At 37.2% G+C, this 19,858-nt stretch carries 24 protein-coding genes; 2 read left to right on the forward strand and 22 right to left on the reverse strand.

The window, feature by feature from the left end:
- Positions 1-2: 2 nt before the first annotated feature.
- The 5 genes from acpP to DOK81_RS02325 form a co-directional block, all read right to left on the reverse strand.
- A complete protein-coding gene (acpP, locus tag DOK81_RS02305; protein ID WP_067483497.1) occupies positions 3-245 on the reverse strand; it encodes an acyl carrier protein in 243 nt (80 codons plus the stop codon).
- Between the two features lie 122 nt (positions 246-367).
- Complete coding sequence (gene plsX, locus DOK81_RS02310) at positions 368-1,369, reverse strand: phosphate acyltransferase PlsX (protein ID WP_206907735.1); 1,002 nt, start codon at positions 1,367-1,369, stop codon at positions 368-370.
- Between the two features lie 47 nt (positions 1,370-1,416).
- Entirely contained in the window at positions 1,417-3,450 is a 2,034-nt protein-coding gene (recG, locus tag DOK81_RS02315; protein ID WP_206907737.1) for an ATP-dependent DNA helicase RecG, read from the reverse strand.
- A 116-nt stretch (positions 3,451-3,566) separates the two neighbouring features.
- Positions 3,567-5,246, reverse strand: a complete 1,680-nt coding sequence (locus DOK81_RS02320) for a DAK2 domain-containing protein (protein WP_206907739.1) — start codon at positions 5,244-5,246, stop codon at positions 3,567-3,569.
- Positions 5,247-5,297: 51 nt separating this feature from the next.
- Entirely contained in the window at positions 5,298-5,660 is a 363-nt protein-coding gene (locus tag DOK81_RS02325) for an Asp23/Gls24 family envelope stress response protein (protein ID WP_067483505.1), read from the reverse strand.
- A 272-nt stretch (positions 5,661-5,932) separates the two neighbouring features.
- On the opposite strand from DOK81_RS02325, the gene rpmB reads away from it, so the two are divergent.
- Positions 5,933-6,121, forward strand: a complete 189-nt coding sequence (gene rpmB, locus DOK81_RS02330; protein ID WP_067483507.1) for a 50S ribosomal protein L28 — start codon at positions 5,933-5,935, stop codon at positions 6,119-6,121.
- A 497-nt stretch (positions 6,122-6,618) separates the two neighbouring features.
- Positions 6,619-9,243, forward strand: coding sequence for a YfhO family protein (locus tag DOK81_RS02335; protein ID WP_206907742.1), 2,625 nt, complete (start codon positions 6,619-6,621; stop codon positions 9,241-9,243).
- A gap of 87 nt (positions 9,244-9,330) precedes the next feature.
- On the opposite strand, the gene truA is transcribed toward DOK81_RS02335, so the two are convergent.
- From truA to rplF, 17 genes are all read right to left on the reverse strand, one after another.
- Positions 9,331-10,077 carry a tRNA pseudouridine(38-40) synthase TruA gene (gene truA / locus DOK81_RS02340; RefSeq protein WP_206907743.1) on the reverse strand — a complete coding sequence of 249 codons (747 nt, stop codon included), beginning with the start codon at positions 10,075-10,077 and terminating at the stop codon, positions 9,331-9,333.
- Positions 10,078-10,169: 92 nt separating this feature from the next.
- Positions 10,170-10,967 carry an energy-coupling factor transporter transmembrane protein EcfT gene (locus DOK81_RS02345; RefSeq protein ID WP_206907745.1) on the reverse strand — a complete coding sequence of 266 codons (798 nt, stop codon included), beginning with the start codon at positions 10,965-10,967 and terminating at the stop codon, positions 10,170-10,172.
- Entirely contained in the window at positions 10,957-11,826 is an 870-nt protein-coding gene (locus DOK81_RS02350; RefSeq protein WP_206907747.1) for an energy-coupling factor ABC transporter ATP-binding protein, read from the reverse strand. The genes DOK81_RS02345 and DOK81_RS02350 overlap by 11 nt, the downstream gene beginning before the upstream one ends.
- The gene (locus tag DOK81_RS02355; RefSeq protein ID WP_206907749.1) at positions 11,802-12,641 is read right to left on the reverse strand and encodes an energy-coupling factor ABC transporter ATP-binding protein; all 840 of its coding nucleotides are present in this window, start codon (positions 12,639-12,641) and stop codon (positions 11,802-11,804) included. Before DOK81_RS02355 ends, DOK81_RS02350 begins: the two co-directional genes overlap by 25 nt.
- A 271-nt stretch (positions 12,642-12,912) precedes the next feature.
- On the reverse strand, positions 12,913-13,293 hold the full coding sequence (gene rplQ, locus DOK81_RS02360; RefSeq protein WP_067483516.1) for a 50S ribosomal protein L17: 381 nt from the start codon (positions 13,291-13,293) through the stop codon (positions 12,913-12,915).
- A 27-nt stretch (positions 13,294-13,320) separates the two neighbouring features.
- A complete protein-coding gene (locus DOK81_RS02365) occupies positions 13,321-14,259 on the reverse strand; it encodes a DNA-directed RNA polymerase subunit alpha (RefSeq protein WP_002288715.1) in 939 nt (312 codons plus the stop codon).
- 79 nt (positions 14,260-14,338) lie between these two features.
- Positions 14,339-14,728, reverse strand: coding sequence for a 30S ribosomal protein S11 (gene rpsK / locus DOK81_RS02370; protein ID WP_067483518.1), 390 nt, complete (start codon positions 14,726-14,728; stop codon positions 14,339-14,341).
- A gap of 27 nt (positions 14,729-14,755) precedes the next feature.
- A complete protein-coding gene (gene rpsM / locus DOK81_RS02375; protein WP_067483520.1) occupies positions 14,756-15,121 on the reverse strand; it encodes a 30S ribosomal protein S13 in 366 nt (121 codons plus the stop codon).
- A gap of 17 nt (positions 15,122-15,138) precedes the next feature.
- On the reverse strand, positions 15,139-15,255 hold the full coding sequence (gene rpmJ / locus DOK81_RS02380; RefSeq protein WP_002288710.1) for a 50S ribosomal protein L36: 117 nt from the start codon (positions 15,253-15,255) through the stop codon (positions 15,139-15,141).
- Positions 15,256-15,287: 32 nt separating this feature from the next.
- Positions 15,288-15,506: a translation initiation factor IF-1 gene (gene infA / locus DOK81_RS02385; protein ID WP_010767960.1), complete on the reverse strand. Its 219-nt coding sequence runs from the start codon at positions 15,504-15,506 to the stop codon at positions 15,288-15,290.
- A 190-nt stretch (positions 15,507-15,696) separates the two neighbouring features.
- Positions 15,697-16,344, reverse strand: coding sequence for an adenylate kinase (locus DOK81_RS02390; RefSeq protein ID WP_206907750.1), 648 nt, complete (start codon positions 16,342-16,344; stop codon positions 15,697-15,699).
- 64 nt (positions 16,345-16,408) lie between these two features.
- Positions 16,409-17,704, reverse strand: a complete 1,296-nt coding sequence (secY, locus tag DOK81_RS02395; RefSeq protein ID WP_206907751.1) for a preprotein translocase subunit SecY — start codon at positions 17,702-17,704, stop codon at positions 16,409-16,411.
- Positions 17,704-18,144, reverse strand: coding sequence for a 50S ribosomal protein L15 (gene rplO / locus DOK81_RS02400; protein ID WP_206907752.1), 441 nt, complete (start codon positions 18,142-18,144; stop codon positions 17,704-17,706). The genes secY and rplO overlap by 1 nt, the downstream gene beginning before the upstream one ends.
- Before the next feature lie 38 nt (positions 18,145-18,182).
- Positions 18,183-18,362 carry a 50S ribosomal protein L30 gene (rpmD, locus tag DOK81_RS02405; protein ID WP_002290455.1) on the reverse strand — a complete coding sequence of 60 codons (180 nt, stop codon included), beginning with the start codon at positions 18,360-18,362 and terminating at the stop codon, positions 18,183-18,185.
- A gap of 14 nt (positions 18,363-18,376) precedes the next feature.
- Positions 18,377-18,877 (reverse strand): 30S ribosomal protein S5, encoded by a 501-nt coding sequence (rpsE, locus tag DOK81_RS02410; protein ID WP_067483528.1) that lies wholly within the window; start codon positions 18,875-18,877, stop codon positions 18,377-18,379.
- A 20-nt stretch (positions 18,878-18,897) separates the two neighbouring features.
- Positions 18,898-19,254: a 50S ribosomal protein L18 gene (rplR, locus tag DOK81_RS02415; RefSeq protein ID WP_075491300.1), complete on the reverse strand. Its 357-nt coding sequence runs from the start codon at positions 19,252-19,254 to the stop codon at positions 18,898-18,900.
- A gap of 63 nt (positions 19,255-19,317) precedes the next feature.
- On the reverse strand, positions 19,318-19,854 hold the full coding sequence (gene rplF, locus DOK81_RS02420) for a 50S ribosomal protein L6 (protein WP_067483530.1): 537 nt from the start codon (positions 19,852-19,854) through the stop codon (positions 19,318-19,320).
- Between the last annotated feature and the right edge of the window lie 4 nt (positions 19,855-19,858).

Genomic DNA, 19,858 nt, shown 5'->3' on the forward strand with positions numbered 1-19,858 from the left:
AATTATTTTAGATGTTCTGAGATATAATTTACTGCGCCGCCCACAGTTTCAATTTGTTCTGCGTCTTCATCCGAAATTTCTGTTCCAAATTCGTCTTCAAGCTCCAAAACAAATTCCATGATACTAATTGAGTCAGCTTTCAAATCATCCTTGATATTCAAGTCATCTGTAACTTTATCTGTATCCATTTCAAAATGGTTTGAAATAATTTTTGCTACTTTATTAAATATTTCTTCACGAGTCAATGTTTTCACCTCCAACAATCGAGACAACTGCCTTAACCAAGGCTAATTTTACTGACATTTCTTGAAAATGTCTACCTTTTTTTCATTATCTCATATTTCACATCGTTTACATTAAATGATAATTAATCTGCAGAGCTTTCAAATTGCTCAACTAACTGTCCCACAACATTTGTTTCTAACATTGTATGGATTTGACGAATCGTATAACGAACGGCATCAGGACCAGTTGCGCCATGTGTTTTGATCACAGGAGCTTTTAATCCAAATAAAACCGCACCGCCATGTTTAGAATAATCCATCTCAGATTTTAATGAACGTAATCCATCTTTTAATAATAAAGCGCCCATCTTCCCTTTGATTCCTTCATTCAAAATTGCAGATTTCAATAAATCCATCATATTTAGCGCTGTTCCTTCAATTGATTTCAAAACAGCATTTCCAGTAAAGCCGTCTGTCACAACCACATCAGCCACACCATTCAACAATTCGCGTGCCTCTACATTTCCAATAAAGTTCAAGCTTGTTTCATTTTGCAATAACTCGTATGCACGTTTCGTTAACTCGCTACCTTTTGTCGCTTCTGTTCCATTATTCAACAAAGCTACACGAGGACGCCCAATTCCACGAACTTTTCGTGCATAGAAAGAACCTAAAATTCCATATTGTAGTAAGTGTTCTGGTTTATTTTCAGCATTCGCACCTAAATCTAACATATCAAAACCAGCATTTTCTTTTCCAATGACTGGTAAGGTTGACATCAAACCAGGACGTTCAACATTTTTGATTCGTCCAACGATAAATAAACCGGCAGCAAGTAACGCACCTGTATTTCCTGCTGAAAAAATTGCATCTGCTTCCCCATTTTTAACAGCTTGTGCAGCAAGAACCATTGAGGCTGTTTTTTTACGACGGATTGCTTTCACTGGTTCGTCATCACTACTAATTTTTTCATCTGTATGAATAATCGTAATATTTTTTTCATTTGTTAAATACTTTTTGATTTCTGACTCTTTCCCATACAATAAAAATTCAATCTCTGGAAAATCTTGTTGAGCTAAAGCAACACCTTCCACAATTGCTTGTGGTGCATGATCGCCGCCCATTGCATCTACCGCAATTCTCATTGTCTTCACTCCTCTTTCGTTCATCATTTCAAAGTATAGCACATCTGCTAATCAAAATAACGATTGTCTTGACTTTCTAATTGTAAGCTTTGGACTAACACTCGGTATTCCGGCAAGACTTGCCAATTAACTTTCTGCCAAATGGTTGTCGCTTCCTCACGAGCTACTTCTAAAATATTTCCGTCTGCTACTAAGTCTGCAATCGCAAATTGCGGTAACCCAGATTGTCGGAAACCAAAAACTTCTCCTGGCCCTCGTAATTCTAAATCTTTTTCACTTAAAACAAAACCATTATTCGTTTCCGTCATGATTTTCATCCGTTCTACACCCATTTCGTTTTTTGGATTAGCAACCAAAATACAAAATGAAGCGTCACTTCCACGACCAACCCGACCACGCAACTGATGCAACTGCGCTAAACCAAACCGATCTGCATCCATAATCAGCATAACCGTTGCGTTTGGAACATTCACTCCAACTTCGATTACTGTGGTAGAAACCAAAATTTGTGTTTGATTTTCTTTAAAGTCTTCCATGATATTTTCTTTTTCTTGGTTCTTCATTTTTCCATGCAGTAAACCCACTTCGTACTCTGATGCGAATAAATTACTGAGTTTTTCATAAATTTCTACAGCATTTTTAACATCGAGTGCTTCTGATTCTTCAATCAATGGACAAATCACATACATCTGATGTCCTTTACGTAACTCTTTTCTTGTCCACTCTAAGACACTATCTAATTGCGGTGTGCGAATCCATCTAGTTTCAATCGGAATCCGTCCTGCTGGAAGTTCATCAATAATGGATACATCCATTTCACCATAGGCAGTAATAGCAAGTGTTCTTGGAATCGGCGTCGCTGTCATAAATAAAACATCTGGCTGCCATCCTTTTTCTCGTAAAACCTTGCGTTGGTTGACACCAAAACGATGCTGTTCATCTGTTATGACTAGCCCAAGATTTTTAAATTCCACGCCTTCTTGAATCAATGCATGAGTCCCAATCACTACATCTATTTCGCCATTTTCCAAACGTTCTAATAGCTCACGTCTTTCTTTCGCTTTTGTCGAACCCGTTAGCAATGCAACAGAAAGTTTATCTGAAAATAATTGTACAAAGCTTTCCATATGTTGCTGAGCTAAAATTTCAGTGGGCACCATCAATGCACCTTGGAATCCTGCTGTAACGGTTGCATACAAAGCAATTGCTGCTACCACCGTTTTCCCACTACCAACATCCCCTTGCAGGAGACGTTGCATATGTTGAGGACTACGTAAATCACGGCAAATTTCATTTGTTACTCGTTTTTGAGCCTCCGTTAATTCAAATGGCAAACTTTGAGTGAATTCTTTGAGCTTTTGAACGTCATACAAAACTTCAATTCCATTTTTTTCGGATTTTTCAGCATGTTTAAGTCCTTGTAACTGCATTTGGAACAAGAAAAACTCTTCAAAAACAACACGTCGTTTGGCTTGATGATTTTCTTCATGATTCTTGGGAAAGTGCATACTTCTAACTGCCGTTTGACGATCAAGCAAACGATATTTGTCCACTAATGTATAAGGAAGATTTTCCTCAACTAAATCACCGTACTCGTCAAAACCTTTTTTGATCAAATCAACCAACGTTGTTTGTCTGATTGACTTATTGACATGGTAGATTGGTGAAAAATCATCTAACGTCTTTGAGCCAAGGACTTTCATCCCGCTCAGTGCCTTTCTTTTGGAATCCCATTTACCGTAAACCGCAATTTCTTCAGACAAAATAATTTTATCTTTAAGATAAGGCTGATTAAAGAACGAAACGTTAAAAACAGCGTGGTCTTGCATCATCCGAAACTGTAGCCGACTTTTTTTGTATCCAAAACGACTCAATACCGGCGGTGAAACAACCAATCCTTTTAACGTTACTTTTTCTTGATCTTGGATCTCGATTAAATTTCTTTCTTGTATATCTTCATAACGAAAAGGATAATACGTTAGCAAATCTTCAATTGTATGTATGCCCAAACTAGCCAGACTTTCTGCTCTTTTTTCTCCTACACCAGCTAGCACAGTAACTGGATCCATTAACGTTCGCATCAACTTCACTCCTTTCTTAACAAAAAAAGGACTTTGGTTTTCGATCAAAGTGAATCGAAAACCGAGGTCCTTCATACTTTCTGCACCATAAAATGATAGTTTAGTGACAAGTTCTCCTATTCAGCAGAAAACAGATAAGGATAGACTGGTTGATCTCCTTGGTGAATCTCGATTTCTAAATCAGGATATTTTTCCGTTAGCGTTGCTGCCAACTCCTCTGCTTGTGCGACTGTACCGCCTTCACCAGCAAGGATTGTCACAATTTCAGTATCTTCATTAATCATTTGTTTTAAAGTAGCTAAAGAAGTAGCCAAAATATCAGGATTTGAAATAACGATTTTCCCATCGATCATTCCCAAAAAGTCGCCTTCAACAATCTCTACCCCATCAATTGAAGTATTTCTGATTGCGTGGGTTACTTGACCACTTATGACACTGCTTAATACATCAGTCATCGTTGCTTTGTTTTCCTCTAATGAAGCTTGATCGTTGAATGATAACATCGCTGTCAAGCCTTGAGAAATCGTTCGAGACGGAACAACTGCAACAGGAACTTCAGCAACTTCAGCTGCTTGATCTGCAGCCATGAAAATATTTTTGTTATTTGGTAAAACAATTACTTGGTCAGCATTAACATCCTTAATTGCTTTCAAAATATCTTCTGTACTTGGATTCATTGTTTGTCCACCGCTAATCACATAGTTAGCACCTAGACTTTCAAAAAGTTCTTGGATTCCTTGTCCTGCCGCGATAGCTACCACGCCATAAGGAACACGTGCTTTTTCTTCTGTAAATTCTTGGACATCTTCATCATGTTCTAAAATCGTTTCATGTTGTAAGCGCATGTTGTCAACTTTTACTTTAATCAATGAACCAAATTTTTGACCATAATTCATTACTTCACCGGGATGTTCTGTATGAACATGTACTTTGATAATCTCATCATCATTTACGACTAATAATGAATCACCAAGTCCATCTAAGTAATTACGGAAGCCTTCGTAATCAAATTGACTGTCAACAGTCGGACCTTCGCCAATTTTAACCATGATTTCTGTACAATAGCCAAAATGGATATCTTCCGTTGCTAATTGTCCTTGTACACTACGGTGATGCTCTGCATTTACCATCTCATCCATTTCTGCAGGAGATGGTTCATAGACGTCATCAACTTGGAATTCACCATTTAATGCACTCAAGAAACCTTCGTATACAAACAATAACCCTTGACCGCCACTATCTACTACCCCAACTTCTTTTAGTACAGGTAATAAATCAGGTGTTTTCGCTAATGCGCGTTTTCCACCTTTAACAACAGCAGTCATTACTTCGACTACGTCATCCGTAGACTTCGCTTTCTTTTCACCTGCTTTGGCTGCTTCTCTAGCAACAGTTAAAATCGTTCCTTCAACTGGTTTCATCACTGCTTTATACGCAGTTTCAACCCCATGTGTGAAAGCTGCTGCTAAGTTTGTTGCATTCAATGTTTCTACTTCTGGAATTTGTTTTGAAAATCCGCGAAATAGTTGAGACAAAATAACTCCTGAGTTTCCTCGAGCTCCCATAAGAAGTCCTTTAGAAAGCACAGCGGCTAATTCGCCAACTTTTTCAGAAGTTGAGTCGACTACGGCTTTTGCGCCACTAGTCATTGATAAGTTCATATTTGTTCCAGTATCCCCATCTGGTACTGGAAAGACATTTAATGAATTGACATACTCTGCATTTGCCTGCAGACGATTCGCACCGGCCTGAACCATTTCTTGGAACTGGCTTGCACTGATTTCTGTTACACTCACCTGGATAATCCTCCTTCAGATCGACTGCTGAGTTACTAGCAAGTCTCCTGCCTAGTCTGGCAGTACACGAACACCTTGTACAAAGACATTAACTGAATTGGCTGTTACACCTAATAATGCCTCTAAGTTGTATTTTACTTTTTCCTGAACATTACGTGAAACTTCAGAAATTTTTGTTCCATAACTAATAATTGTATATACATCAACTGCAATACCATTTTCTTCTTGACGAACAACTACTCCACGAGAATAGTTTTCTTTGCGCAAAATCTCAGTAATATTATCTTTAATTTGGTTCTTGCTGGCCATGCCAACAACACCAAAAACGTCCGTTGCAGCGCCACCAACAACTGTTGCAATCACATCATTGGTAATTTCAATGGTTCCAGCTGAAGTTTGAATTTTTACAGCCATGAATAAGCCTCCTTAACGGGCAAAAATAGCCCATTTTTCTTCTATAATATTTTATCATAGCATAACGTGAAATAAAAGGCAGTTACTTTCAAAGTACCTTAAAACCCTCAAAATGTTTATTAGCAACCCTGTATAATTTACAATTATTATGCAGAAATGTCAATTATAACTCGATAAATGTGCTTGCAAATTACCTCCTTATATGATAAGTTAGTTTGGTATGAGCTTAATTATTCTATTGCTCCAATATCAAGGCAAAGGAGGAAATTTACATGGCTAAAGTTTGTTACTTTACAGGTCGCAAGACTTCAAGTGGAAACAACCGTTCACACGCTATGAACTCAACAAAACGTACTGTTAAACCTAACTTACAAAAAGTTCGCGTTATGATCGACGGAAAACCTAAAAAAGTTTGGGTGTCAACTCGTGCTTTGAAATCAGGAAAAGTTGAACGCGTTTAATTGAATCAGGACTGCGAACCGTTCATCGTATGAACGGTTTTTTTCTTGGATTTATTTTCAGGATCGTTATTGATTCTTCAAAAAAAGAAGTTGTGCTTGGAGCACAACTTCTTAAACCGTTCTTACATACTATGATATCAACTAAAAACATCTAGGAAAGAAAAAGAACTTAGAGCAATTATCCATTGAGATAGCTGTTCTAAGTTCTTTTTTATGTGCCACTTGCTTCTAAACGCAAATGAGTAATATATGTTTTTTTTACATCTAAAATATACGCTTATATTCAAATGCTGTCAATAGGTTAAACCTTGTAAAATTAACAAAAATTCGATTAATTTATTTTTTATCAGATCATAAATTCCTAGGTTTTTTAAACTTACCAGTGTTATTTATTTCATTTTTTTATTTTTTCATGAAAATTGTGCTCTTTTTTGGTGGAGAAAAACCTGAGTATGATAAACTTAAAACAACTTAATAGAAATTTGGTGAAAAATAAAATGAAAAAAAATTACAAACTATTCTTCAAAGAAAATTGGCCATATATGGTTGCTAGCTTTTTCATTCCACTAATTATTCTGGCACTTATTTATTTAAGCATCGGAATTTATCCTGGTAGTAGCAGAAGTATTTTAGCAAGTGATGCATTCTCACAATTTTCGAATTTCCATGCCAGCTTCCGAAATATGCTTTTAGGAAAACAAAGTATTTTCTATACATGGAATGCTTCATTGGGATTAAACTATTTATCCCTAATCTCCTACTATCTTGGAGGAATTTTTACACCCTTAGTCTTCCTTTTTCCAAATCAGTACATGCCTGATGCACTTTACTTTTTAACTTTGATCAAAGTAGCTAGTGCGGGTTTAGCTTTTTGGTTTTTAGGAAGAACATTTAAAATCCCACACTGGGGCCAAGTGGCACTTAGTATCAGTTATGCGTTGATTTCTTTTATCACAGCACACTCAGAAATCATTATGTGGTTAGATGCTTTCGTCTATCTACCGCTAATCATTTTAGGTATTCATCGCGTGATGGATTTGAAAAAGCCTCTTGTTTTATTTGTTAGCTACTTATTATTATTTTTATCTAGCTTTTATATGGGCTTCATGATTGGCGTTTTCTCTTTTCTTTATTTCTTAGCGAGACTTTTTACCAATTGGTCCAAATACAAAAAAACTATTCTACCTTACGGGATTACTTCGTTATTAGCTGGTGGTGCATCAATGATTATCATCTTACCCGCTATAATTGATTTACGATCTAATGGTGAGGAACTGAGCCAAATAACTACCTTAAAAACGGAAGCAACTTCCTTCTTGGATTTAGCGATGAAAAACATGATCGGTGTCTATGACACAACGAAATACGGATCGATTCCATTTGTCTACGCGGGATTGTTTCCACTAGTTCTTTGTATTTTTTACTTTGTTAGTCGAAAAATCAAATTAAAAAATAAACTTTTGTTTGGAAGTTTGTTCATAATTTTAATTGCAAGTTTCTATCTTGTCCCCTTAAATTTATTCTGGCACGGGATGCACGCACCTAATATGTTCTTATTCCGCTATGCCTACTTGTTTTCTTTTCTGGTCATTTTGCTTGCCGGTTATGGTTGGGAAAAGTTAGAACAGAACGATCACGGACTTTTTGTTGGTATCACACTCATATTAGCTGCCATCTTCTCCATTTCTTGGGCGCTTAAACCAGCTGAAAGCTACACATATGTAACGTCAACATCCTTTATTTTAACAATCGTCTTTTTGATTCTTTATGCGATTGCTGTTGGATTTTTCCAACTCAAAAAGATTCCTATGAAACATTTAAGTATTTTATTATTGCTTCTAATGTCTTCTGAGGCAGTAGTCAATACGAATAGCATGATTCACGGCATTTTAGATGATTGGAACTATGCTTCACGCAGTTTATTTACAGATCCTTATCCAAATATTCAAGAGTTAGTCCAAAAAACTAAGAAAGAATCTGACACATTTTATCGGTTAGAAAATTTAGATCCTGTTTCTGCCAATGATTCATTAAACTATGGTTATAGTGGCATCAGTATGTTTTCTTCAATCCGTAATCGTAACTCTTCTTCTTATCTTGACCGACTTGGCTTTCGTTCTCGCGGTACCAATTTAAATATCCGTTATGCAAATAATACATTGCTAATGGATGGATTTACTGGTATTAAATATAACATCAGCAAAAATGGAAATACTTTCAGCAAATACGGCTTCAATCAAGTTGGACAAAGTGGTGATTACACACTATATGAAAATATCAATGCTCTACCTCTTGCTTTCACTGCTCCATTGACAGTCGATGATATCGAACAACCAGCAACTGATAATTTAACGAGTCAGACAAACTTAATCAATGAACTTTCCGGTTTACAAGAAGAGTATTACTCGTTCTACAAACCTACATTGAAAAAACAAACAAATACGAAAATCACTAATACAACAACTGGTGTCACTTATTCTGAAATAACCGACAATCAAGCAAAAGAATTGACTTGGGAAGTCCAAGTTCCTGCAAATACACAGGCTTATTTAAGCTTATTCCCAACAAATTATGCCCAGTTGGAAAGCTCTAGTGCAACTATTACAGTAAATGGAACTTCAAGACAAACTCAAATTAATATCTCTGGTCAATATTATGATTTAGGCTACTATCCTACTGATACTACAGTAACTTTTACAACTAGTTTTTATGGAACAAAAGAAGTGAGCTTCATGGAACCAGAAGTTCTTGGACTAAATATTATTGCCTATCAAGCTGCTATGAATCAGATTAAAAATAAAGGTGTTGATCTGACCACTTCAGGTCACAAAGCAACTGGCACAGTCAATTCAAACCAAGACAGCATGCTTGTGACAACCATTCCTTATGATGAAGGTTGGCAAGCAAAAGTTGACGGAAAAGCTGTAACTATTGAAAGCTTCCAAGATGCTTTTGTAATGATCAAAGTTCCAAAAGGCAAACACACAATTACTTTTAGTTACTTACCAAAAGGATTTAAGCTTGGCAGTATGCTATTCGTCATTTGCATCTTACTTTTTGCTCTGTATTCTTATCTTTTAAGTCGAAAAAGAATTTTAGACGGCACAGATTCCCTCAATTAAATGTTTTAGACGAAAAAAGCACTCCAACTAAAGTAGTTGGTGTGCTTTTTTGCACTCTAATGGCTATTTAACGAAGTATCATACTATTTATTTATATTTCACCTCATACAAGTATAAACCCTCTGGATATGCCGTTGGACCTGCTAAATTACGATCTTTTTTTTCGATAATTTCTGGAATTGCATCTTCCGGTATACGACCATTCCCAATTTTCAATAAAGTACCCACCAAAATACGAATCATTTTGTACAGAAACCCGTTTCCTCTAAATGTAAACAACAATTCATCTCCTGTATCATTTACTTGCATTGTTGCTTCATAAATTGTCCGTGTTTTATCTTCAATTGAACTACCTGCAGCACAAAACGAAGTAAAGTCATGCGTACCAAGCAAGTCTGGCAAAGCTCGTTCAATCTTCTTCAAATCTAATGGATAAGGGTAATAACTCGCGTAATGTCGACGGAACGGACTTCTCGGCTTGCCGATATCTACTCGAAATTGATACGTTTTTTCATGAACCATATAGCGCGCATGAAAATCTTCCGCAACAAGTTCCACTTCTTTAACTGCAATATCTTCTGGCGATTGAGTATCCAAAGCAAATCGCATACGTTCTAAAGGCCGTTCTTGCGGATAATCAAAGTGAATAACTTGTCCAACTGCATGAACACCAGAATCTGTTCGACCAGAACCAAAAACAGTAATAGTTTGTCCATTCGCCATTTTTTTTAATGTTTTTTCCAACTCATCTTGAACAGTTCGACCATTTGGTTGCTTTTGAAAACCATGAAAATTTGTACCATCGTACGCAATGATTGCTTTGTAACGTACCATTTTTTCTCTCCTTATCTTTCCATAAAAAAGAGGCTGTGACATCGTCACGGCGCCTCTCTTTTTTCATATAATAATCAATTTACTAATTTTTATCAACCACGTAATACCACTAAAATGACTGTTAATAGAGCAAAAGCGCCCATAACCATCGTATCTTGGTTGTGCCAATGAAGCATCCGATACTTCGTACGCCCTTCACCGCCTCGATAACCTCGTGCCTCCATAGCAGTTGCTAAATCTTCCGCTCGATTAAAGCTACTTACAAATAAAGGAATCAATAAAGGAATAATGGCCTTCATTTTTTGAACTAAGTTACCTTCACCGAAATCAACACCACGTGCACGTTGCGCATTCATAATTTTTTCTGTCTCATCCATCAATGTTGGCACAAAACGTAATGCAATAGACAACATCAGTGAGATTTCATGGACGGGAAAACGAACAACTTTTAGCGGACGCAATAAATATTCAATTGCATCAGATAATTCTAAAGGTGGGGTTGTCAAAGTAAGTAATGTTGACATAAAAATAATCAAAACAAATCGGCAAAAAATGAAAATGCCATTCAATACACCATATTGGGTGATATTAAAAATTCCCCAATGCCAATAAACTTCGCCACCACTTGTAAATAAAACTTGTAGTGCTACAGTAAATAAAATTAACCAAATCAATGGGCGAATGCCACGAATGAAAAATTTCATGTCCACTTTTGATAATGAAACAGCGAATAAAGTAAACACCGCTAGAAGAAGATATGTTTGCCAATTATTTGCTAAAAAAATAATCCCAATAAAATAAAAACTAGCTAATAACTTTGCTCGAGGGTCTAATCTGTGAATGAATGAATCCCCTGGCATGTACCGTCCGAAAATCAATTTATTCATCATGAGCAATTCCCCCAGACAAACGTACAATTTCGTCTGCTAATTCCTCAGCTGTTAAAGGTATTTCAGACATTCTAATTCCTTTTTCACTCAATAATTCAGCAAATTCCGTTGCAGTAGGCACACCTAATTGTTTTTCTTTTAACCAATTTAAATCTTGAAAGACTTCTCTCGGTTCACCATTCTTAACGATTTTCCCTTTTTCTAAAACATAAACAAAGTCAGCATAGTTAGCCACATCATCCATTAAGTGAGTAACCAATACAATAGTAATATTTTGTTCTTTATGAAGCCGCCAAAACATCTCCATCATTTCTTTTCTTCCTTGAGGATCCAACCCTGCAGTTGGTTCATCTAAAACTAACACTTCAGGTTTCATTGCAAGAACTCCTGCAATAGCAACCCGACGCATTTGTCCACCAGATAGTTCAAAAGGTGATCGATTCAAATATGTTTCATCTAAGCCAACTTGAATCAATGCTGCCTTAGCAATTTCTAAAGCTTCTTCTTCCCCTACACCAAAGTTTTTTGGTCCAAATGCGATATCTCTAGCAACTGTTTCTTCAAATAATTGCGCTTCTGGAAACTGGAACACAATGCCCACTTTTTTACGAATTGGTTTTAGATTCTTGTTATCAGTTTCCGGAGTTATTTTTCGATCACCAATTTGTACAAAACCACTGGTTGGTTTAACCAAAGCATTCAAGTGTTGTAATAATGTCGACTTTCCACTTCCTGTGTGCCCGACCAAAGCAGTATAACTTCCTTCTTTGATTAACAGATCAATGTCAAATAATGCTCTTTGTTCAAATGGTGTATTTGGTTGATAAGTAAAGTTTACTTTCTCAAAATGGATGTCCATAACCAATTCACCATCCTTTCTTCTGTCATATATTCATCAGGAACATCTATCCCACGCTCTTTTAACGCGCTTTTTAACTTTTCTGGAAATGGTAAGTCTAATCCCAGACGAATCAAATCTGGACCAGCAGAAAATATTTCTTCCGGTGTCCCTTCGCCAACTAGTTCTCCTTCACGCATGACTAAAATACGATTTGCATTTGCAGCTTCGTCAATATCATGTGTAATAGAAATGACAGTTAATTGACTTTCTTCTTTAATTTTTTTGATAGTTGAAATAACTTCTTCTCGACCTTCAGGATCAAGCATGCTAGTTGCTTCATCTAAAATAATAATATCTGGTCGTAAAGCAACTACACCAGCAATTGCTACACGTTGTTTTTGTCCACCAGATAAGCGAGCGGGTTCTCGAGTTGCAAATTCGCTCATACGAACTTTTTCTAACGCATCTTTTACACGTACGAGCATTTCTTCGCGAGGAATACCTTGATTTTCCAAGCCAAAAGCAACATCATCTTCCACAGTTGAACCAACAAATTGATTATCTGGATTTTGAAACACCATTCCAACCATTTGCCGAATCGTCCAAATATTTTCTTCGTTAAGTGTTTGCTGTTCTACTGCTACTGTACCAGATTCTGGTAAAATCAAACCATTAATCGTTTTAGCAAGAGTCGATTTTCCAGAACCATTGTGCCCAATAATTGCAACCCATTCTCCTTTGTTAATTGTAAATGAGACATCTTTTAATGCTGGTCGAAGGTCATCAGGCTGATATGTGTAATTTATATGTTTCAAATCAATAATTGGCTCCATGCTTACTCCTTCTTCATCCTAAAGTTCTTTCTAACACTATCAAAAAAAAACTAAATTTTCAATTATTTATTGTTTGAATAAAATGTTTTTTTGTACCTTCAATCAAACGTGTCAAGACAGTTAATTGAAGGTACAAAAAAACACTTTATGATGAGTGCATACTCCCCAAGCTAAAAACTTGGGGAGTAGCGCTGAGCTAGACTCGGAGCAAAGCTCCAACATCATAACACTCTAAAAGAATCATCTATAAAGTGATGTTATTAGTGTGATTTTAGACAAGTTCTAAGATAACCATTGGTGCACCATCACCGCGTCTTGGTTCTGTTTTCAAGATACGAGTGTAGCCACCTTGACGTTCTGCATAACGAGGTGCAATGTCATTGAATAATTTTTGTAAAGCTGATTCAATAACGATGTCTTCGTTTTCTTCGCGCACGCTAGCAACTTCATTACGTACAAAAGTAGCCGCTTGACGACGAGCATGCAAATCTCCACGCTTACCTAAAGTGATCATTTTTTCTGCAGTTGAGCGAACTTCTTTCGCACGAGCTTCAGTTGTCACAATACGTTCGTTGATTAATAAATCAGTTGTTAAATCACGCAACATCGCTTTACGTTGGCTAGATGTGCGTCCTAGTTTACGATAACTCACGTTGGTTTCCCTCCTTCGTAAAAGGTTTTAATCTTCTTTACGTAAACCTAAACCTAAGTCATGCAATTTTGCCTTAACTTCTTCCAATGATTTACGACCCAAGTTACGGACTTTAATCATTTCTGGCTCAGATTTATTCGTAAGTTCTTGTACAGTATTAATTCCTGCACGTTTCAAACAATTATAAGAGCGAACAGATAAGTCTAATTCTTCAATTGTCATTTCTAACATTTTTTCTTTTTGTGTTTCTTCTTTTTCGACCATGATTTCAGCATTTTTTGCTTCATCAGTTAAGTTCACAAAAATATCTAAATGTTCCGTCATGATTTTCGCAGATAAACTCATTGCTTCCAATGGTTCAATCGAACCATCTGTCCAAATCTCCATCGTCAATTTATCAAAATCTTCACGGTGTCCAACACGTGTGTTTTCTACTTGGTAGTTTACACGACGAACTGGTGTGTAGATTGAATCGACTGGAAGAACACCGATTGGCATATCTTCTTTTTTATTTTCATCTGCTTGAACATAACCACGTCCAGGTTTCACAGTTAAGCGAGCATGGAACGTAGCTCCTTCAGAGACACTACAGATATACATATCTTTGTTCAGAATCTCTACATCACTATCAACGATAATATCGCCAGCAGTTACTGTAGCAGGTCCGGTAATATCGATTTCAAGGGTTTTTTCTTCTTGGCCATACATTTTAAGCGCTAAGCCTTTAATGTTCAAGATGATTTGAGTGACGTCTTCTCTAACACCTTTAATAGTAGAGAATTCATGCAGTACACCATCGATTTGAATATTAGTGATGGCAGCACCTGGCAAAGAAGATAATAAAATACGACGTAGGGAATTCCCTAAAGTAGTCCCATACCCTCTTTCAAGAGGTTCAACGATGAACTTGCCATAATCTTTTTCTTCATCAATTTTTGCGATTCTTGGTTTTTCGAACTCAATCATTCTTATCTTTACCCCTTTCAAAACGAAAAGTGTCTTGTTCAATGACGTTACTATAGAAACTCAAAATGAGCGGCACTCATTAAACACGACGGCGTTTTGGAGGGCGGGCACCATTATGAGGAACTGGAGTCACGTCACGAATTGCAGTCACTTCTAAACCTGTTGCTTGTAATGAACGAATTGCTGCTTCACGTCCAGAACCAGGTCCTTTAACTGTTACTTCAACAGTTTTTAATCCGTGTTCCATTGCTGCTTTAGTAGCAGTTTCTGCTGCCATTTGAGCGGCAAAAGGAGTTGATTTTTTGCTTCCTTTGAAACCTAATGAACCAGCTGATGACCACGCTAATGCATTTCCGTGAGTATCAGTGATCATGATGATTGTGTTGTTGAAAGTAGAGTGGATATGTGCAATCCCTGCTTCTACATTCTTTTTCACACGGCGTTTACGATTCACTTTTTTTGCTGCCATGAAGTTCTAACCTCCTTCACTTAAGAATTATTTTTTCTTGCCAGCGATAGAACGAGCTGGACCTTTACGAGTACGTGCATTGTTTTTTGTGTTTTGTCCACGAACTGGCAAACCACGACGGTGACGGATACCACGGTATGAACCGATTTCCATCAAACGTTTGATGTTTAAGTTTACTTCACGACGAAGGTCACCTTCAACTTTTAATTTGTCAACTTCAGCACGGATAGCATCTGTTTGTTCATTCGTTAAATCACGAACACGAACATCTTCAGATACACCAGCATCAGCCAAGATTTTTTGAGCAGTAGTGTTACCAATACCATAGATATAAGTAAGTGAAACTACTACACGTTTATCACGAGGAATATCTACTCCTGCAATACGAGCCATACTTGTTACACCTCCAATTATCCTTGACGTTGTTTATGTTTTGGATTTGCTGGGCAAATCACCATAACGCGTCCTTTACGACGAATTACTTTACAATGTTCACACATTGGTTTTACTGATGGTCTTACTTTCATGATAATACCTCCTGTAGTTTTACGGAGTACAATTATTTAAAGCGATAAGTGATACGGCCACGGCTTAAATCGTATGGAGACAATTCAACCGTTACTTTGTCACCAGGTAAGATACGGATATAATGCATACGAATTTTACCTGAAACAGTAGCAAGAACTTGGTGTCCGTTTTCTAGTTCAACTTTAAACATTGCATTCGGCAAAGTTTCGACGACTGTACCTTCGACTTCAATCATATCTTCTTTTGCCACGCACAGTACCTCCTTGTACTTGTTTCGCATTTTCACACGATAAAATGGCGGAAACTGCAGTTCCCACCTCAAAATTCTCAAAATGGATCATCTAGAGGAATCTCTAGAAGTCGGACTGACATATTCTATCATAATTTATTGAACTTTACAAGAGTAACTGCATAAAGCAAGTTGGCTACGGGCAATCATGCTATTTTTCAATGATTTTTTGTACATCAGTAAACACAGCATCGATTTCACGATCACCATCAATAGTATGAAGCAAACCGTGATCTTTATAAAAAGCAAGGATTGGTTCACTATTTTTGATGTTGATAGCCAGACGATTTTTAACCGTCTCAGGTTTATCATCTTCTCTTTGATAGAATTCATGCCCCCCACAACGATCACATGTATCTTCAATTTTTGTAGGATTGAAAATTTTGTGATAAGTTGCTCCACAATTGCTGCAGATGAAACGGCCAGCTAATCGCTCAACCAAAACTTCTTCACCAACATGGATATCAATGACAGCATCAATTTTTTTATTTAAATCTTTTAGCATTACGTCTAGAGCTTCAGCCTGCTCGATTGTACGAGGAAAGCCATCTAATAAAAAGCCTTTCTCTGTATCAGGTTCTGCTAGGCGCTCTTTCACGATTCCATTTGTTACTTCATCAGGAACTAATGCACCTTTATCCATATAAGACTTTGCTTCCAAGCCTAGAGCTGTTTCATTTTGGATAGCCGCACGAAACATGTCTCCAGTTGAGATATGAGGAATACCATAAGCATCAATGATTTTTTCAGCTTGTGTTCCTTTTCCCGCACCTGGCAGCCCCATTAAAATGAGGTTCATTGCTTTCCCTCCTAATAAATGTGAGAACGTGTGTTGAGGAAAGAACCTCAACACGCTTTCTTACTTATTCGATAAAGCCAACATACTTGCGTTTCAGCATTAAGCCTTCTAACTGTTTTGCAGTTTCTAAAGCTACACCAATAACAATCAGTAAGCTTGTACCACCTAACCCAATCGATTGTGGTAAATCCCAAATCATCTGAGCGATAATTGGTAATAAAGCCACAAGTCCAAGGAAGATTGCACCAACTGTACTCAATCTCATTAATAAGCTTGAGACATACTCCTCAGTCCCCTTACCAGGGCGCACGCTAGGTATATAACTTCCTTGTTTTTGTAAGTTCTCCGCTAATTTCTCAGGGTTAACTTGGACAAAAGCGTAGAAAAATGTAAATGCAATAATCAAAACAGTATAAATCGTTGCACCAGGCACCGTATTATAATTGAAAATTTGCATCATGATTTTATACCAATTTTCAGACCCAAATCTACCACTTAATGCTTGTAAAACAGCATTAGGAGTAGCAATAAACGAACTAGCGAAAATAACCGGAATAACACCAGCAGCATTTACTTTTAATGGTAAATAACTACTTGTTGGTGCACCTGCTACACGCTTCGTATATTGAATTGGAATCTTGCGTTCAGCTTGTTGGAAAAATGTTACAAATGTCACGATCAATAAAACCGCGATAAGTAAAACGGCAATAAAAATTGCAGATTTCCAAATATCAGAAGAATCAATATTTACAAAGTAATCTTCGTAAATTTCTTTGATACTATCAGGTAATCGAGAAATGATACCTGCGAAAATAATCATTGAAACGCCGTTTCCGATTCCCTTTTCTGTAATTTGCTCTCCTAACCATGTAACAAACATTGTACCGGCAGTTAAAATTAAACCTATCGTTACATATGTAGACACGTTTGGATTGCTTACAAAGCCTAATTGAGCGTATTGATTAAATCCAGCAGTAATCCCTACTGATTGAACAAAAGCCAAAACTAATGTTAAATAGCGAGTAGCTTGATTTAATTTCTTACGTCCAACTTCTCCTTGCTTCGACCATTCAACAAAACGAGGAACAATGTCCATTTGTAATAATTGAATGACGATTGAAGCAGTAATGTATGGCGAGACCCCCATTGAGAAAATAGAAAAGTTTTGCATTGCACTACCACTTACCAAGTTCAACATGTTGAAAAATGGTAAAGAAGAAAGATTTTGTAATGTACTAGCATTCACGCCTGGTACCGTAATATGGGCACCCAGACGGAAAACAAATAGTACAAATACAGTAAAGAAAATTTTAGATCGAATGTCTCTTACTTTAAAAGCATCTTTTAATAGTTTAAACATTAGATCACCTCGATTGAACCACCAGCCGCTTCAATAGCGTCTTGAGCTGCTTTCGAGAATTTAGCTGCTTTAACAGTTAATTTTTTAGTTAATTCACCGTTAGCTAATACTTTAATCCCAGCTTTTTCGTTTTTAACGATTCCAGCTTCAACTAAAGCAACAGGTGTTACTTCTGCACCATCTTCAAAACGGTTCAAAATATCTAAGTTGATGACAGCATATTCTTTACGATTTACGTTAGTAAATCCGCGTTTTGGTAAACGACGGAATAATGGAGTTTGTCCACCTTCGAATCCTAAACGTACACCACCGCCTGAACGAGCTTTTTGACCTTTTTGTCCGCGTCCAGAAGTTTTTCCGTTACCAGATGAAGTACCACGACCAACGCGATTGCGTACTTGGCGTGAACCCTCTGCAGGTTTTAATTCATGAAGTTTCATAGGTTTGGCACCTCCTTAAATAATCTAGTTCTTAATTATTAGACTTCTTCAACGTCCACTAGGTGAGAAACAGTATTGATCATACCTTTAATAGCTTCATTAGAAGGCTTAACCACTGAACTGTTAATCTTTGTAAGACCCAACGCTTTAACAGTGTCACGTTGGTTTTGAGGACGTCCGATAATACTGCGTTTTAAAGTAACTTTTAATTCAGCCATTATTTTTGTCCTCCTTATCCGATAATTTCTTCAACTGATTTGCCACGAAGTTCTGCAACTTCTTCAGCACGTTTCAATTGTTTCAAACCTTCAACAGTTGCACGAACAACGTTGATTGGTGTATTTGAGCCTAATGATTTAGAAGTGATATCAGCTACCCCTGCTAATTCTAATACGGCACGAACTGGTCCACCAGCAGCAACCCCAGAACCTTCTACAGCAGGTTTCATTAGGATTCTACCACCACTAAAAGTACCGATAACTTCGTGTGGGATTGTTGAACCGACCATTGGTACTTCAACTAAGTTTTTCTTCGCATCTTCAATTGCTTTACGGATTGCTTCTGGTACTTCTTGAGCTTTACCAGTACCGAAACCTACGTGTCCGTTTTTATCACCGACAACAACTAAAGCAGCAAAGCGTAGACGACGTCCACCTTTAACAACTTTTGTTACACGGTTGATTGCAACAACGCGGTCTTCTAATTCCAAATGTTTTGGATCAATGTAAACCATGAATGGTATTCCTCCTTCTTCTAAAATTCTAGTCCATTTTCGCGAGCAGCTTCAGCTAAAGCTTGCACACGGCCATGGTAAAGGTATCCACCACGGTCAAAGACTACTACTTTAATGCCTTTTTCAGCTGCGCGTTCAGCAACTAATTTACCCACAGCAGTAGCTGTTTCTGTTTTTGTTCCACCTGAAATTTCTTTATCCAAGGTAGAGGCACTTGCTAGCGTTACACCCGCTACGTCATCAATTAATTGCGCGTAGATGTTTTTATTAGAACGGAAAACGTTCAAGCGTGGGCGCTCAGCAGTACCAGAGATATTATTACGTACACGACGATGTCTCTTTTGACGTGTTTTATTCTTATCTGGTTTTGTAATCACAATTGTCACCTCTTTAATAATGCTAGCCGTTAGGCCGCGAATCGTAATTTGAACAAATTACGATTATTTACCAGTTTTACCTTCTTTACGGCGTACATATTCACCAACATAGCGAATACCTTTACCTTTATAAGGTTCTGGAGGACGAGTACCACGAATGTTCGCAGCTAATTCGCCAACTGCTTCTTTGTTCGCACCTTTAACAATTACTTGTGTATTGGCAGGAACTTCAACTGTAACACCAGCTGGTGGTGTAATTTCTACTGGATGAGAATAACCAACGTTCAATACAAGTTTTGAACCTTGTAATTGTGCACGGTATCCAACCCCAATAAGTTCTAATGCTTTTTGGAAACCTTCACTAACACCGACAACCATGTTGTTGAAGTTAGCACGAGTTGTTCCATGGATTGTTTTCATTTCTTTACTGTCGTTTGGACGAGTGAAAGTAACTTCATTTCCTTCAATATTCATAGTAATATCTGAAGAAAAAGTACGTGTTAATTCACCTTTAGGTCCTTTAACTGTAATATCATTTCCATCTTGAGTAACAGTTACTCCTGCAGGAATGACTACGATTTTATTTCCGATACGGCTCACTTAA

This window comes from Enterococcus sp. DIV0660C (assembly GCF_017316125.1).
Classification (GTDB): domain Bacteria; phylum Bacillota; class Bacilli; order Lactobacillales; family Enterococcaceae; genus Enterococcus_B.

What these genes read in the sequence shown, in the direction of transcription:
- truA (WP_206907743.1), bottom strand. Translation starts at nt 10,077, where the DNA reads ATGGTACGTTACAAAGCAATCATTGCGTACGATGGTACAAATTTTCAT.
- recG (WP_206907737.1), bottom strand. Translation starts at nt 3,450, where the DNA reads ATGCGAACGTTAATGGATCCAGTTACTGTGCTAGCTGGTGTAGGAGAA.
- rpsE (WP_067483528.1), bottom strand. Translation starts at nt 18,877, where the DNA reads ATGGTTTACATTGATCCAAAACATTTGGAATTAGAAGACCGCGTTGTT.
- DOK81_RS02335 (WP_206907742.1), top strand. Translation starts at nt 6,619, where the DNA reads ATGAAAAAAAATTACAAACTATTCTTCAAAGAAAATTGGCCATATATG.
- rplO (WP_206907752.1), bottom strand. Translation starts at nt 18,144, where the DNA reads ATGAAACTTCATGAATTAAAACCTGCAGAGGGTTCACGCCAAGTACGC.
- DOK81_RS02365 (WP_002288715.1), bottom strand. Translation starts at nt 14,259, where the DNA reads ATGATTGAGTTCGAAAAACCAAGAATCGCAAAAATTGATGAAGAAAAA.
- secY (WP_206907751.1), bottom strand. Translation starts at nt 17,704, where the DNA reads ATGTTTAAACTATTAAAAGATGCTTTTAAAGTAAGAGACATTCGATCT.
- rpmJ (WP_002288710.1), bottom strand. Translation starts at nt 15,255, where the DNA reads ATGAAAGTAAGACCATCAGTAAAACCAATGTGTGAACATTGTAAAGTA.
- DOK81_RS02355 (WP_206907749.1), bottom strand. Translation starts at nt 12,641, where the DNA reads ATGGAGCCAATTATTGATTTGAAACATATAAATTACACATATCAGCCT.
- rpmD (WP_002290455.1), bottom strand. Translation starts at nt 18,362, where the DNA reads ATGGCTGAATTAAAAGTTACTTTAAAACGCAGTATTATCGGACGTCCT.
- DOK81_RS02325 (WP_067483505.1), bottom strand. Translation starts at nt 5,660, where the DNA reads ATGGCTGTAAAAATTCAAACTTCAGCTGGAACCATTGAAATTACCAAT.
- rpsM (WP_067483520.1), bottom strand. Translation starts at nt 15,121, where the DNA reads ATGGCTCGTATTGCAGGAGTAGATATTCCTCGTGATAAACGTGTAGTA.
- plsX (WP_206907735.1), bottom strand. Translation starts at nt 1,369, where the DNA reads ATGAGAATTGCGGTAGATGCAATGGGCGGCGATCATGCACCACAAGCA.
- DOK81_RS02350 (WP_206907747.1), bottom strand. Translation starts at nt 11,826, where the DNA reads ATGGACATCCATTTTGAGAAAGTAAACTTTACTTATCAACCAAATACA.
- DOK81_RS02390 (WP_206907750.1), bottom strand. Translation starts at nt 16,344, where the DNA reads ATGAACCTCATTTTAATGGGGCTGCCAGGTGCGGGAAAAGGAACACAA.
- rpsK (WP_067483518.1), bottom strand. Translation starts at nt 14,728, where the DNA reads ATGGCAGCAAAAAAAGTGAATCGTAAACGCCGTGTGAAAAAGAATGTA.
- DOK81_RS02345 (WP_206907745.1), bottom strand. Translation starts at nt 10,967, where the DNA reads ATGATGAATAAATTGATTTTCGGACGGTACATGCCAGGGGATTCATTC.
- rpmB (WP_067483507.1), top strand. Translation starts at nt 5,933, where the DNA reads ATGGCTAAAGTTTGTTACTTTACAGGTCGCAAGACTTCAAGTGGAAAC.